Source organism: Streptomyces yamdrokensis, from assembly GCF_053890455.1.
Genome location: NZ_JBSSMB010000004.1, coordinates 1 through 13,047 on the forward strand (window position 1 = coordinate 1; position 13,047 = coordinate 13,047).

The 13,047-nt window shown below is 69.1% G+C and carries 12 protein-coding genes and 2 pseudogenes; 9 read left to right on the forward strand and 5 right to left on the reverse strand.

Annotated features, from left to right (window positions below):
- Positions 1–111: 111 nt before the first annotated feature.
- From ACWZEH_RS35160 to ACWZEH_RS35175, 4 genes are all read left to right on the forward strand, one after another.
- Positions 112–243: a lasso RiPP family leader peptide-containing protein gene (locus ACWZEH_RS35160; RefSeq protein WP_456199974.1), complete on the forward strand. Its 132-nt coding sequence runs from the start codon at positions 112–114 to the stop codon at positions 241–243.
- Positions 244–376: 133 nt separating this feature from the next.
- Positions 377–2,245, forward strand: coding sequence for an asparagine synthase-related protein (locus tag ACWZEH_RS35165; protein WP_456194897.1), 1,869 nt, complete (start codon positions 377–379; stop codon positions 2,243–2,245).
- Positions 2,226–2,483: a lasso peptide biosynthesis PqqD family chaperone gene (locus ACWZEH_RS35170; protein ID WP_456194896.1), complete on the forward strand. Its 258-nt coding sequence runs from the start codon at positions 2,226–2,228 to the stop codon at positions 2,481–2,483. Before ACWZEH_RS35165 ends, ACWZEH_RS35170 begins: the two co-directional genes overlap by 20 nt.
- Complete coding sequence (locus tag ACWZEH_RS35175) at positions 2,480–2,893, forward strand: lasso peptide biosynthesis B2 protein (protein WP_456194895.1); 414 nt, start codon at positions 2,480–2,482, stop codon at positions 2,891–2,893. Before ACWZEH_RS35170 ends, ACWZEH_RS35175 begins: the two co-directional genes overlap by 4 nt.
- A gap of 403 nt (positions 2,894–3,296) precedes the next feature.
- Here the strand turns inward: ACWZEH_RS35175 and ACWZEH_RS35180 are convergent, their stop codons facing one another.
- A complete protein-coding gene (locus tag ACWZEH_RS35180; RefSeq protein ID WP_456194894.1) occupies positions 3,297–3,764 on the reverse strand; it encodes a VOC family protein in 468 nt (155 codons plus the stop codon).
- A gap of 107 nt (positions 3,765–3,871) precedes the next feature.
- On the opposite strand from ACWZEH_RS35180, the gene ACWZEH_RS35185 reads away from it, so the two are divergent.
- Positions 3,872–4,834 (forward strand): helix-turn-helix transcriptional regulator, encoded by a 963-nt coding sequence (locus tag ACWZEH_RS35185; RefSeq protein ID WP_456194893.1) that lies wholly within the window; start codon positions 3,872–3,874, stop codon positions 4,832–4,834.
- Positions 4,835–4,920: 86 nt separating this feature from the next.
- Complete coding sequence (locus ACWZEH_RS35190; protein WP_456200548.1) at positions 4,921–5,514, forward strand: YdeI/OmpD-associated family protein; 594 nt, start codon at positions 4,921–4,923, stop codon at positions 5,512–5,514.
- Between the two features lie 72 nt (positions 5,515–5,586).
- On the opposite strand, the pseudogene ACWZEH_RS35195 reads toward ACWZEH_RS35190, so the two are convergent.
- Positions 5,587–6,619 (reverse strand): annotated as a pseudogene (locus ACWZEH_RS35195) (aldo/keto reductase); the annotation flags it as partial.
- Positions 6,620–6,745: 126 nt separating this feature from the next.
- Between ACWZEH_RS35195 and ACWZEH_RS35200 the strand changes: the two are divergent.
- A complete protein-coding gene (locus tag ACWZEH_RS35200) occupies positions 6,746–7,030 on the forward strand; it encodes a hypothetical protein (protein WP_456194891.1) in 285 nt (94 codons plus the stop codon).
- Between the two features lie 828 nt (positions 7,031–7,858).
- Here the strand turns inward: ACWZEH_RS35200 and ACWZEH_RS35205 are convergent.
- Together ACWZEH_RS35205 and ACWZEH_RS35210 are read right to left on the reverse strand one after the other, a co-directional pair.
- Positions 7,859–8,198: pseudogene (locus ACWZEH_RS35205) on the reverse strand (thioredoxin family protein).
- 561 nt (positions 8,199–8,759) lie between these two features.
- Positions 8,760–9,899: a PucR family transcriptional regulator gene (locus tag ACWZEH_RS35210; RefSeq protein ID WP_456194890.1), complete on the reverse strand. Its 1,140-nt coding sequence runs from the start codon at positions 9,897–9,899 to the stop codon at positions 8,760–8,762.
- 86 nt (positions 9,900–9,985) lie between these two features.
- Between ACWZEH_RS35210 and ACWZEH_RS35215 the strand changes: the two genes are divergently transcribed.
- Positions 9,986–11,041, forward strand: a complete 1,056-nt coding sequence (locus tag ACWZEH_RS35215; protein ID WP_456194889.1) for a ferredoxin reductase — start codon at positions 9,986–9,988, stop codon at positions 11,039–11,041.
- A gap of 7 nt (positions 11,042–11,048) precedes the next feature.
- A complete protein-coding gene (locus ACWZEH_RS35220) occupies positions 11,049–12,167 on the forward strand; it encodes a fatty acid desaturase family protein (protein WP_456194888.1) in 1,119 nt (372 codons plus the stop codon).
- 275 nt (positions 12,168–12,442) lie between these two features.
- Here the strand turns inward: ACWZEH_RS35220 and ACWZEH_RS35225 are convergent, their stop codons facing one another.
- Positions 12,443–13,027, reverse strand: coding sequence for a hypothetical protein (locus tag ACWZEH_RS35225; RefSeq protein WP_456200448.1), 585 nt, complete (start codon positions 13,025–13,027; stop codon positions 12,443–12,445).
- Between the last annotated feature and the right edge of the window lie 20 nt (positions 13,028–13,047).

A 13,047-nucleotide genomic window follows, 5' to 3' on the forward strand; every position in this document is an offset into this window, starting at 1 on the left:
TCAGGGGGGTTTGACGGCCGGATCCCTCATTCCTGGCGAAGTCCGGTGGTTAATACCAAGGAGAGGGCAGGATCAGCCTGCTCGCGAGGAAGGGGAGTGACTGTGGACGCGATGTTGCGTATCGAGCCCGCTGACACCTATGAGAGTCCGCTGATGGTCGAGGTGGGCGACTTCGCCGAGCACACCCAGGGCGCCTACGGCGACAAGACGGAGGCAGGCTTCGGCAAGTATGACGACGACTGACAAGCGGGCGCCGTGGTCGCTCAGTTGGTGCCGCGGGCGGTAGTGACAGCGGCATGCTGAACCGCGGCCGCAGCATGTGCGGCCCATAGGCGGGCGCGGCCGGTCCGCGCCCGCTCTGTTGAGGGGGAAGTGCGTGGTCGAGGGGTCGGCGGCGTGGTTCGTCGCGGTTCCAGATGGAGCGGTCGCATCCGGTGTCCTGGACCGGTTGCGACGGCACGCTCCGCAGATCGTGCCGCACGTGTCGGGGCGGCCGTGGCTGTTCGGCCGCTGGCCGAAGGAGCAATGGGCGTTCTCGTCGGCCGGGTCGTCGCTGCTGGTGGTGGCCGGGCGGTGTTCGCTCACCGCGCAGGATCTGGGCGTCCGCGTGAAGGGCGTGCGCGATCTGGCGGATGTCGAGACAGCGGTGCGGGGCGCTGCCGGCAGCTTCCATGTGCTCGCGTCCGTCGACGGACGCAGTTACCTGCGGGGCAGCGCCTTCGGTTCGCGCCGCCTGTACAGGGCGACGGTTGAGGGGGTGACGGTGTGTGCGGACCGCGCCCGCACGCTGGCCTGGCTCACCCAGGCGCTGGTGGACCCCGCTCAGCTCGCCGCCCGCATCCTCACCACCGACCCCCCGCCCCCTCCCTTGGCCGGTGGTGCGATGTGGCGCGGGGTGCATGCCGTCGCACCGGGCCGGGCGTTGATCCTGGGGCGGGACGGATGCCACCGCACGAAGGTGTGGTGGCATCCGGCCTCGCCGCAGCTCTCCCTCGCCGAGGGCGCACCGGTCCTGCGTGAGGCACTGCGTGAAGCGGTGTCGCTGCGGGTGTGGCCGGGGCAGGTCCTGGGAGCGGATCTCTCCGGCGGCATGGACTCCACCTCGCTGTGCTTCCTGGCCGCCGAGGCCGGAGCCCGCCTGGTGACCGCATCCCTGCACAGCGCGGCGTCCGGCAACGAGGACCGGCGTTACGCCCCCTACGCGGCGGAGCGCCTGGGCGGCTCGCAGTCCTTGGCTTTCACGTTCGACGAGGTTCCGGGCTACTTCGCAGGGCTGGGCCGACGGCGAGATCCGGCCGACGAGCCCACGGCCGTGACGCGGGGGCGGGCCGTGCAGGAACACCTGGCCCACGCGTTGCGCGACCGTGGCGCGCATCTGCGCCTGACCGGATACGGCGGCGACGATGTCTTGCTGCCGCCCCGTTCCTACCTGCACACGCTGGCGCGCCGCTATCCGCTCATGGCACTGCGGCACGCAGCCGGGTGGAGAGCGCGGTCGCGCTGGCCGCTGCCGGCCACCGCGAAGATGCTGTTCGACGGCGGTTCCTACCGCCGCTGGCTGACGGCGGCCGGCGGCCAGCTGCGCGAGTCCCCCGCCGGCCGGCCCCGCCCCGACAGCTGGGGCACGGCGCCGCGCCTTCCAGCATGGGCCACCGACAAGGCTGCAGACCTCCTGTCCGGCCTCCTGGACGCTGCCGCGCACGAGGCACAGCCGCTGGCCCCCGCACGCGGCCTGCACGGGCGGCTTCACCAGGCACGGGAAGCGGGCAGGATCGCCTCCGTCTTCTCGCACGACTCGACGGTCGACGGGCTGCCCGCGGACAGCCCGTTCTGCGACGACGCGGTGATCGCCGCGTGCCTGGCGGTACGCGCTCAGGACACCACCAGCCCCTGGACCTACAAGCCGCTCCTGGCGGCGGCGATGGACGGCATCGTCCCTGACTACTTGCTGGCCAGAGCCACCAAGGACCACGTCACCCAGGAATGGCACCACAGCCTGCGGGAACACCGCCGAGACCTCGCCGAGCTCGCCTCCGACTCCCACCTGGCCGCCGCCGGCATCGCCGACGAGAACACGCTGCGGCGCATGCTGCACAGCCCCGAACTCCTCACCGCTCAGACACACGGGTTGGAGCAACTCCTGGCAGCCGAGCTGTGGCTGCGCGACCTTGCCGCCCATCCCCTCCCCGCCCACCTCACCGCCACTGAACCCAAGGAGCAGTCCGTTGAGCCGGCTACGCGCTGAAGTCATCTGCACCGCCACCGAAGACGGCATGGTCCTGCTCGACCTGCGCGCCGGCCGCTACTGGCAGCTCAACGCCGCCGGGGCCGCCGTCCTGAAGGCGTACCTGAACGGTTCCACATCCCAGCAGATCACCGATGCCCTGTTCCAGGCACGCCCCGTCAGCCGTGAGCACGCCGAGGCCGACGTCAACGCCCTGATCGGCCAGGTCACCCGCGCCAAGCTGGTGAGCACCCCGTGAGCCGGCAGACACTCGATACCGCCGGAATCCGCCCCCCAGCACTGCGCAGGCTTGCCGCCCGCACCGCTGTCGGCGCTGCCCGGCTTCTGGCACACCTGCCCCCCGACCGCCTCCAAGCGGTACTGCGCGCCGCCCGCCGGGGAGCGAAGAGCGCTTCATACGACACGGCGTCGACCGCACGCGGGGACGTGACCGCGGTCAGCGTCCTGTGCTCGGGCCGCTACTGTCTCCAACGCTCCCTGGCCACCGTGCTGTTGTGCCGCATCGGCGGAACCTGGCCCACCTGGTGCACCGGCGTACGCACCTCCCCCTTCGCCGCCCACGCCTGGGTCGAAGCCGAAGGACGACCCGTCGACGAACCCGCCGACACTGCCGCCTTCCACACCATGCTCACCGTCCCACCACGCTGAACCGGTCACAGCAACCACCGGCCTCCCCCTGGCCGGACACAGCGAGGGACGCCCGGGACCGGACGTTGACGTTGACTTCGTACCTGCCAGGGATGCGAGGTACCGACACATCCACGGCGACCGGTACGCCTACCAGCACCCACGCCGCTGAGGGCCCGGCCCGGCCGCCCCGGTCATCGCCGAAGCGGCCGGGCCGGGGTGAAGTCGATGTGTCTCCCCGCTGGATCCGCGCGAACCCACGTGCCAATGACCATAAGCAAAGCTCAGTGGATGTGCGCGAATGCGTCGAGGATCATGTGCTGCTTTCTGGCTTGGTACTGATGTTTCGTGCGCCGCACCGGTGCAGGGCTCACGTGACGTCGTGACGCTGTGCCGCGTCGGCCCTGCACCGGTGCCGGCTGAGTCAGGCGGCGTAGGGGGCTTGGACGTCGAGGACCCAGGTGACGCCGAACCGGTCGGTGAGCATGCCGAAACCAGGGGTCCACGCCGACGCGGCGAGGGGCTCGATGACGGTGCCACCCGCGGCGAGGGCGTTCCAATAACCGGTGATCTCGTCAAGGGTGTCGGCGCGAACGGACTGGAAGAACGTCCGGTCGGTGATCGTGGCACCGTTCTCCCGGTGCGTGGAGCCGGCCGTCACCGTGATGTCGGTGTCGTCCTGGCCGGGGATGTCGTAGGCCATGACGCGGAACCCGTCCTCGTTCTCGACCTGGCCGAACACGACCTTGTCAGCGCCGGGAACCTCTTTCGGCATGCCGAGGTCGCCGTAGGTGGCGATGACGGGCCGGCCGCCGAACACGGTCGCGTAGAACTCGAGCGCCTGGCGAGCGGTGCCGCGGAAATTCAGGTGGGTGGTCGTCCTGATCGTCATGATCTGCTCTTCTCCTCGATGGGTCCGACCGGCAGGTGTGCCGTCCGGGACGAGCATCACGGCAGAAGGGGTCAGTGGCGGTCCTCTACTCGGAGCACACTGGATTCATGATCGGAAGTACTTCGCGGATGCTTGCCCTGCTGTCCCTCCTGCAGACGCGACGGGACTGGCCGGGGCAGGTCCTTGCGGAGCGTCTGGACGTGAGCTTGCGCACGGTCCGCCGCGACGTGGACCGCCTGCGGGAACTCGGCTACCGGATCGGGGCGGTGAGGGGGCCCGACGGCGGGTACCGGCTCGAGGCCGGCTCCGAGCTGCCGCCGCTGCTGTTCGACGACGAACAGGCGGTCGCGATCGCGGTCGCACTCCAGAGTGTGCCCTCCACCGGGGTCGACATCGACGAGGCGGCAGCCCGCGCGTTGGCCACCGTCCGCCAGGTGATGCCGTCCAGGCTCCGTCACCGCGTCGACGGCATCCGCTTCACCGGAACCGGAACCGAGACCTCCTTTCGTGTCGATCCGTTCGTGCTCGAGACTGTCAGCGCCGCCGTGCGGGACCGGCACACGCTCCGATTCGACTACGGCGGCGGCGCCTCTCCACGGCGCGTGCAGCCGCACGCGATCGTCGCCCGGAAGAGCCGGTGGTATCTGATCGCGTGGGATCTGGACCGGGACGACTGGCGAGTCTTCCGCATGGACCGCATGACACCGCGCACCCCGACGGGCCCGGCCTTCACGCCTCGCACGCTTCCCGCAGCCGACGCGCGCTCCTTTCTCGCCGCCCGGTCCAAGGGATCGGAGAGCAAGGATCGCTGGCCCTGCGTGGGCGAGGTCGTCATCGAGCTTCCCGCGCGTGACATCACACCCTGGATCGGTGACGGTGAAATCGAAGAGCTCACCGCGCGGTCCTGTCGTGTCACGATCGGGTCGTGGTCCTGGGCCGGTCTGCTCGCATCCGTGGCCCGGTACGACGTCCCCTTCACCGTGGTGGGCCCGGACGCCTTGGCCGAGGCCGCGGCAAAGCTCGCCGGCCGGGTGCAGGACTCCGTCTGTCTGCCGTCGCCGGGAAGTTGACCATCGAGCAGGAAGATCCCGTGCGCGCTGGAAGTGGCGGAGAGTACAGGACAGAAGATGACCGCTTCGCGTGCGAGGCTCACTTCATGACGAAGACGAATACGACGAAAGAGGAGCTGACCGGCCGGTTGATCGTGGCCGACGCGCAGGCCTGGCGGGCGTGGCTCGACGCTCACGAGAGCTCATCTGCCGGGGTGAAGCTGATTCTTGCGAAAAAGGGCATCACAAAACCGACGTCCCTGGCCTACGCCGAGGCCCTCGAAGAGGCTCTCTGCAGCGGCTGGATCGACGGCCGCCGCAACGCCGTCGACGCACGCACGTTCCAACAGCACTTCACCCCGCGTCGAACGGCGTCCATCTGGTCCCGGCGAAACGTCGCCATCGTCGCCACTTTGATCGAGCAGGGGCGCATGCGGCCACGGGGTTTCGCGGAGATCGAGCGGGCGAAGGCGGACGGGCGCTGGGACCGGGCCTATGCCGGACAGGCCGAGGCCGAAGTGCCCGCCGACCTCGCCCAGGCGCTTGCCGCGTCGCCCACGGCGGCGGTCCGCTTCATCGCGCTGACCCGCGCACAGCGTTACAACGTCATCCATCAGGTGATCACCGCTCCGAGCGAGACCAGTCGAAGGAACCGCATCACGAAGTCCCTCACTCGTCTGGAAGCCGCCCCAGGGGCCTGACGCTGCCCGGCGGGGCCTTCCGGGGACGGTAGGGAAGCAGAGACTTTCCGGGTCTGTTCCGCAGCCTTCCTGGGCGGCGCTCCGGTCGTTCCCCCGGCGACGCCGGAGGCCGACGTACTCGAGCGCGGGTGGCTGATGGCCGATGTCCATCACACCGGTGTCGGTGCCGGGAGGGGCGGCCCGGTCGATGCGGTCGAGGACATCGTCATCGAGGTGCGCGTTCGCTCCGTCGAGCAGGCCTTCGAGCTGGTCGAGTGTTCGGGGTCCGATGATCGCGGACGTGACCTGCGGGTGTGCGACGACGAACGCCATCGCCAGATGCGTCATCGACAAGCCTGCCGATTCTGCCAGCGGGGACCGGTTCCTCGATCGCGTCGAATTTGTGTGGATCGGTCATGTGGCGAGGTCCCCACGCCTTTCGGCCCGCAGTCACGGGTGTCTGCTGATCCCGGCGGTACCTGCCCGTGGAAAGCCCCCACGACAGAGGGCTCCACGTCAGCACTCCCATGCCGTGTTCGCCGCACACCGGCAGCACCTCGCGTTCGATGCCACGAGCGAGGATCGAGTACGTCGGCTGCTCGGTCCGCAGCCGCGCGAAACCGCGGCGTTCCGAGATCCACTTCGATTCGACGATCGTCGATGCGGGAAAGTTCGATGAGCCGATCGCCCGCACCTTTCCGCTGGTCACGAGATCGGTGAGGGCCGAGAGGGTCTCATCCAGGTCCCTCTGGGGGTCGAAGTGATGGACCTGGTGGAGATCGATGTGATTCACATCGAGCCGGCGCAGGCACTCCTCGACGGCAGTCACGATCCACCGGCGTGACGCGCCACGGCGGTTCGGGTCATCGCCCATCGGGCCCGTGAACTTGGCCGCCAGCACGACATCGTCCCGGCGGCCTTTGAGGGCGTTCCCGACGATCTTCTCCGTCTCGCCCCCGCCACAGACGTCCGACGTGTCGATGAAGTTGATCCCGCCGTCCAGGGCCCGGCGCACGATACGTCGGCAATCGTCAGGGGCCGGATTCCCGGCGGGACCGGACATCATTGTGCCGAGACAGTAGGGACTGACGCGGATACCGGTTCGGCCGAGTGCGCGCATCTTCATGCTGGTTCTCCACAGTGAGCAGGTGACGAGGAACTCCCGTCACACCGGGTGAGCGCACCTCAGGTCTCGCGCACCCGTCTCCTCGACACTGACGAATGACAGGACCTGGGCGATCATTTCGTCAGCGTGGAGACGGCCAACACGGGTGACCAGCCGATCGCCATCACCAGCTGGGGCACCGAGCTCCCCGGTGACCGGCGCATGTCCGTCACGCGAGGGGAGAACTGGGCAACTCCGCTCCCCCACGTGCTTGCCCCCGGTGCCCCTCCCGCGCGGTTCCTGATCCGGGCCGATGAGCTGCGGCGGGTAGAACGGGAACAGCACATCCCGTACACGCAGATGCGACCGTACGTGGGGCCGGCCGACGGAACGGTCGTCCACGCCGACCGCAGCGTGCCGTTGTCCAACTGACAAAAGCCCTTGGCGAAGGGGCGGGCAGCCAAGGTGTGGGCAGCCCGCCCCTTCGTCCTGACTCGGCGGGTCAGGGGTGCCACACACCTCGGGTGATGCAGTGCGGTGTTGCAGTGGTGGCCGGACCGCGCGGGGCGGTCGGCGGCCACCGCCGGCGCGGGATGGTGACCCGGACCTCCGCCAGGACGATGCCGGTCGTCGGGTCGCGGTGTACGGGGACGTACAGGCCCCAGTGGACCACCCCGAGTCCGTGAGCCGGCCCCCGGGCCCACGGGCCCGGGGGCGACATCACCGAACGGCCGCCCACGAGTCGGACGATCACAGCGGTACTCCCATCCGGCAAGGCTCTCCCGCCTTCATCCCTTAGCGGGACTCGGCAGCAGAAGGACAGCACCGAAGCGCACGGTGGAAGGGATCGGGTGTGACGTGGACACTGCCGGAACCCATGCTGAGCACTCCCGTGCCTGAGCTACGGCCGGGCTGGGCGGCGGAGCCCAAGTTGTCGACAGGGTTTTGTGTTGTCCGTTGTCCCTCGCGAGCTCGGCCTCTCTGCCCCGGCCAAGGCGCCTGCATGGGGCAGTGTTGGACTGCCAGGGGGCGTTGTCCGTCGAGGCTGGCACCGTGGTGCTGCGCTCACGCCGGGGCACCGACATGGGGCCGGCCTTCCCCGAGATCGTGGCCGCAGCCGGGCGGCTGCGGACGCGACCGCGATCGACTGCGTCATGTGACCTGTGGGGGCGTCTCAGCCCCAAGGTGTCTCAGGCGGCGCAGCTCCCATAGACGAGACGAGACGTGACGGGCGTCGCGGCCACGTGCCGCAGCGGCCGCTCAGAGGTGGCCGTCCAGGAACTTCCGTACCTCGGTGATGGTCACAAGGCCCCGTGCCGTGCGCCACCGCCTCTCCCTCCTTCAGCAGGACGCAGGACGGGGCTCCGGTGATCCCGTATCGCTCGGTTGCGGCCGGACAACGCGTGATGTCGGCGCGGACGGCCGTCAGGCGGCCCGCACAGTCGTCGGCGATGCCACCCACGACGAGGTCCATCACCCGGCAGGGCTCGATTGCCTTGGGCCATGTCCCGGTGAAGTATGCGAGGACCAAAACTCCGCTCATCCCGAGGATGAAATCGAACTCCGCGTCCTCACGGGGTCGGTGAACCCGCTTCGTCATGGAAGCTCCTGACCTCACGTTCCGTCATTGCATCCCCCTCATCCCTCGCGCGGTGTGCCAGGCCGGCCCGGCCGGTCGTCCGGTTGATCTGTCGGAAGGACGGCACGGGGCCGTCGCAGAACCACGGTGGTCCCCGGCGCGAGCGGCCCGGCCCCCGCCCCTGGGGACCCGGCCCGGCCGCCCCGCCGGTCACCCAGCTGCAGCCCGCCGCGCGCCCGTGGGTCAGCTCGTGCCAGGACAGCGCCCTCCACGACGACATGAAAGCCGTTTTCCGGGGCGTAGCGGCCCAGTTCACCGACCAGATGCTCGATGAGCGCGTCGACGAGCGGGCCGTGCGCATCGTCCACCGGATCCAGTCGAGCCGTATCCGCCACCGCGCTTCTCAGAGGCAGCGCCCCCGACGGGCTTCCCGAGGCCTTGTCTGGTCTTTCACATCAACCCCCGGTCTCAGCCGGCCAACACCGCTCTTCCCCGGGCCGCACGAGCCAGCTGATGGCGCCGAGAACGAGGCACGATTCCTGGACCGCTCGCGGGCGCGGTCGTGGACGGTCGAAGTACGCGTCAGCTGACCCGAAGACCGACCGCCAGCGTCAGTTCAAGGACCCGGTGTGGCGATGCGAGATCCGGAAACAGCTCCCGCAGCTGCGACATCCGGTACCGGACTGTCTGGGGATGGACGAACAACGCCGCCGCCACCTCCTCCCGCCTGCCCTGGTGCAGCAGCCACGCCCGCAACGTCTCCTCCAGCCGCCGTGCGGTCGCGACAGGCAAGGTCCGCAACGGTGCGAGGGCTCGGGCACGCAGGTCTGCGAACGCGTCCACGTCGGCGCTCAGCACCAGCTCGGGCAGGCGGTCCTCGGTGTCGCGAACATCAAAGGAGAGGGAGCGCGCGCGTACGGCTCGTGCGTACGAGGCGGACACACGAGTCCATGGCCGGGCCGGGCCGACCACGGCGGTGCGGTCGGTCAGCTGCCGCAAGAGATGTGATCGGTCGGCATCGGGGACGAGCAGCACACCGGTGGCGTCCGGCAGATCGTCGAGGACGAGGGTGTTCGGGTCGAGCGCGCGGTAGGCAGGCCGGGCCTGGGCGGCGGGCAGCAGGACCGCGGTCAGCGAAACCGGAGGCTGCCACCCGGCCCGTTGGACAGAGGCCAGCAGTACGTCCGGGCTCGCGCCGGCGAGGAGGTCGCGGGCCAGGTGCTCCAGGTGGCGCTCGTGGGCCCTGCCCCGGGCGGCCAGTTCGTCGGCGTGGCCCGCGGCGCTCGCGGCGGAGAGCTCGTCGATGTAGGCGAAGGTCAGCTCGGCGAACTTGGCGACCTCGGCGGCGGGCAGACCTGCGGGTACGGCACCCGCTGCCAGGCATCGCCAGGCCACGCGGGCGCCGACGCGGTAGGCGCTGAGTAGGGCGTCCATCGAACGGCCGTCGCGCACCTCGCCGCGGCCCAGCTCGTAGGCTGCGTCACCGGCGTCGCCGCCTGTGGCGTTCCCGCTCGCGAGGTCCAGGTAGTGCCCCAGGGCGGTACGGACGGCTCGGCGGATGGTGCCGCCCATGCGGCCCGAAAGGGCGTTGGCGTAGGGAGGGACCTCGTCGATGATCGCCTGGACGACCTCGTCGGCGGTGGTCTTCAGCGCGGCCCGAAGTGCGGTGACCGTCGTCTCATTGAGGGCCAGTTCGCTGGCCCTCCGGATTGCATGGCTCACGTTTTGTTCCCTGCGGACAATTCAGCCGACCAGATTTACGTCCTGCGGTCAGGACTTTACGCCTTGAGGCGCAGCAAGCTGGAGTCATGACGAGTGCGGCCCTGCGCAGCAGGGCGTGGAAACTGCTGGAGATGGTCACGACGCCGCTGCTGCCGTCGGACTACCTCGACCTGGTCAGCCCGCTGCGTGCGGGCGCTGACCTGCGTGGGCGCATCGAGGCCGTGCACCCCGAGACGGGTGACGCCGCGACCATCGTGATCAGGCCGGGACGGGGCTGGCGCGGTCACACAGCCGGTCAGTACGTGCGGATCGGGGTCGACGTCGACGGGGTGCGCCTGTGGCGTGCCTACTCCATCACCTCGCCGACAGACCGCCAGGACGGCCGCGTCACGATCACCGTGAAGGCGATCTTGGACGGCAAGGTCAGCAACCACCTGGTCCGCAGGGCGAAACCGGGCACGCTGATCCAGCTCGACCAGGCGACCGGTGACTTCGTGCTGCCGCAGGCCAAGCCCGCCAAGGTGCTCTACCTGACGGCCGGCAGCGGCATCACGCCCGTGATGGGCATGCTGCGCGACATCGAGTTCGACGACGTCGTCATGGTCCACTGCGCGCCACAGCCGCAAGACGTGATCTTCCGCAACGAACTGCACGACCTGGTCGCGGACAAGAAGCTGCGGCTCACCGAGGTGCACACCGCCACGGACGGCATGCTCGACATCGGCCGTCTCGATGAACTCGTGCCCGACTGGGCCGAGCGCGAGACCTGGGCCTGCGGGCCCGCGGGCCTGCTCGACGCCGCCGAAGAGCACTGGACCGAGCACGGCGTACAAGAGCGCCTGCACACCGAACGCTTCCGCCCCGGCATCGTCCTCGCCGGCGACGGCGGCGAGGTCACGTTCAGCGCCACCGGCAAGACCGTCGACGCGGACGGCGCCACGCCGTTGCTGGACATCGGTGAGGAGGCCGGCGTGCTCATGCCCTCCGGGTGCCGCATGGGCATCTGCTTCGGCTGCGTCACGCCGCTCAAGGCCGGCGCCGTCCGCGACCTGCGCACCGGCGAGATCACCGAGGCCGAGCCGGGCGTTCTCATCCAGACCTGCGTGTCCGCCGCGGCGGGCCCCTGCGACATCGAACGGTAGGAGCACCTTGACCGCCATCGACCCCACCGCCCACCTGACCGCGGAGCAGATCGAGGAGCTCGGCCGCGAGTTGGACGCGATCCGCGACGAGGTGATCGCCAGCCGCGGCGAGAAAGACGCCGCCTACATCCGTAGGGTCATCTCGGCGCAGCGCAAGCTCGAGCTGGTCAGCAGGGGTGTGCTGCTGTTCTCGTTCTTCCCGCCCGCATGGCTGCTCGGCACCGCCGGTCTGTCCGTGGCGAAGATCATGGACAACATGGAGATCGGCCACAACGTCCTGCACGGCCAGTGGGACTGGATGCGGGACCCGAAGATTCACTCCACCACCTGGGAGTGGGATCACGTCTCGCCGTCCGAGCAGTGGAAGCACTCGCACAACGAGCTGCACCACACGTACACCAACGTGATCGGCAAGGACAACGACCTCGGCTACGGCATCATGCGCGTCGACGAGGACCAGAAGTGGCACCCGTTCCACCTCGGCCAGCCGCTGTGGAACTTCATCAACGCCTGCTTCTTCGAGTACGGCATCGCAGCGTACGACCTGGAGCTCGGCAAGAACCTGCACAAGCGCCGCCGCAAGAACCCGGAGTTCCGCGCGCGGGCCAAGGCCGTGGGCCGCAAGATCCGCAAGCAGGTGCTCAAGGACTACGTGATCCACCCGCTGCTGTCGGGCCCGTCGTTCCTCACCACGCTCGCCGCCACGTTCACCGCGAACCTGGTCCGCAACATCTGGTCCCACTCGGTGATCATGTGCGGGCACTTCCCCGAGGGCGTGCAGGTCTTCGAGCGCCGGTCGATCAAGGGCGAGACGCGCGGCCAGTGGTACCTGCGCCAGATGATGGGCTCGGCGAACATCAGCGGCAGCAGGGCCATGCACTTCATGACCGGCAACCTGTCGCACCAGATCGAGCACCACCTGTTCCCGGACCTGCCGAGCAACCGGTACGCCGAGGTCGCGGTGAAGGTGCGCGCGCTGTTCGAAAAGTACGAGCTGGAGTACGTCACCGGGCCGCTGCCCAAACAGGTGTTCTCCGCGTGGCGCAAGGTCTTCCGGCTCTCGCTGCCGAACAGGAAGCCCGAGGTCAAGACGCCGGACCGCAAGCAGGGGTTCGCCGCGGCCTGATTCCCGGTATTGGTTCAGACCTTCCGGCCGAACCCGGCGGCACCGCCGGGTTCGGTGAGATCCATTGCGGACGGTGGGCGGCCGCGACGTCGGACCGTACGACACGGGATCCGGGCAGCCCGGTGTCCGGCTGCGCTGCCTGGACGTGCGCCAGGAGCTCAGCACACAGCCCCCGGCGAGGTGTTGCAGTGCGCTGGCCTTCCGTGGTCGGGCGAACCGTCACCGGCCCAGAACCCTCGGCAGACGATGGCTGACGCAGCGAGCCCAGGCTCGGCTCATCGCCAGCCCGGGTTGTCGGTGGGCAGGAACTCTCCAAAGAGTGACTCGTACTCATCCCCGGACTCAGTGACTACCAGGTGGTCCGGTTCCGTCCTCATCACCGCACTCCTCAGCCGGGCGACCAGTTCGGACACAGGCACCCGGTCCAGCGACAAGGCCGCGGCAACCTGCGCCCGATGCTCAACGATCTCAGGCTCGTCGCTCACTCGATCCTTTTCGAGGAGTGCAGCAGCGGCCTCCATGGCCTCCAGCCTTCCACCGCCCGAGAACTTCAGGCAGTCCTGCCACACAGCCAGACCAGTGATGATCTCCAACGCTTGCTTCAAGTCATCGGCAATCAGGCCGCCCTGGCCCTCGGAGCTGGCATACATCACGGGTCGTCGCCCGTCTTCGTCATGGCACAGGAAGAAGGTCCCGCCAGCCCAGTCACCAGCGATGGGCTCCAGCGAGGCGCCAGAGGCCGCGCGGACCACCTCACCGTGTTCATTGCGGAAGATGCCGAACTCGAAGGAGGAATGCAGCAGGTCAGCGACGCCCGGGGTGTCCTGGATCAATGCGAGCAGATGATCGGTTGAGTTCACGGCGCGGACCTTAGGGGTCG

Coding starts and splice junctions, on each gene's coding strand:
- ACWZEH_RS35160 (WP_456199974.1), top strand. CDS start 112: ATGTTGCGTATCGAGCCCGCTGACACCTATGAGAGTCCGCTGATGGTC.
- ACWZEH_RS35185 (WP_456194893.1), top strand. CDS start 3,872: ATGATCGGAAGTACTTCGCGGATGCTTGCCCTGCTGTCCCTCCTGCAG.
- ACWZEH_RS35190 (WP_456200548.1), top strand. CDS start 4,921: ATGACGAAGACGAATACGACGAAAGAGGAGCTGACCGGCCGGTTGATC.
- ACWZEH_RS35180 (WP_456194894.1), bottom strand. CDS start 3,764: ATGACGATCAGGACGACCACCCACCTGAATTTCCGCGGCACCGCTCGC.
- ACWZEH_RS35215 (WP_456194889.1), top strand. CDS start 9,986: ATGACGAGTGCGGCCCTGCGCAGCAGGGCGTGGAAACTGCTGGAGATG.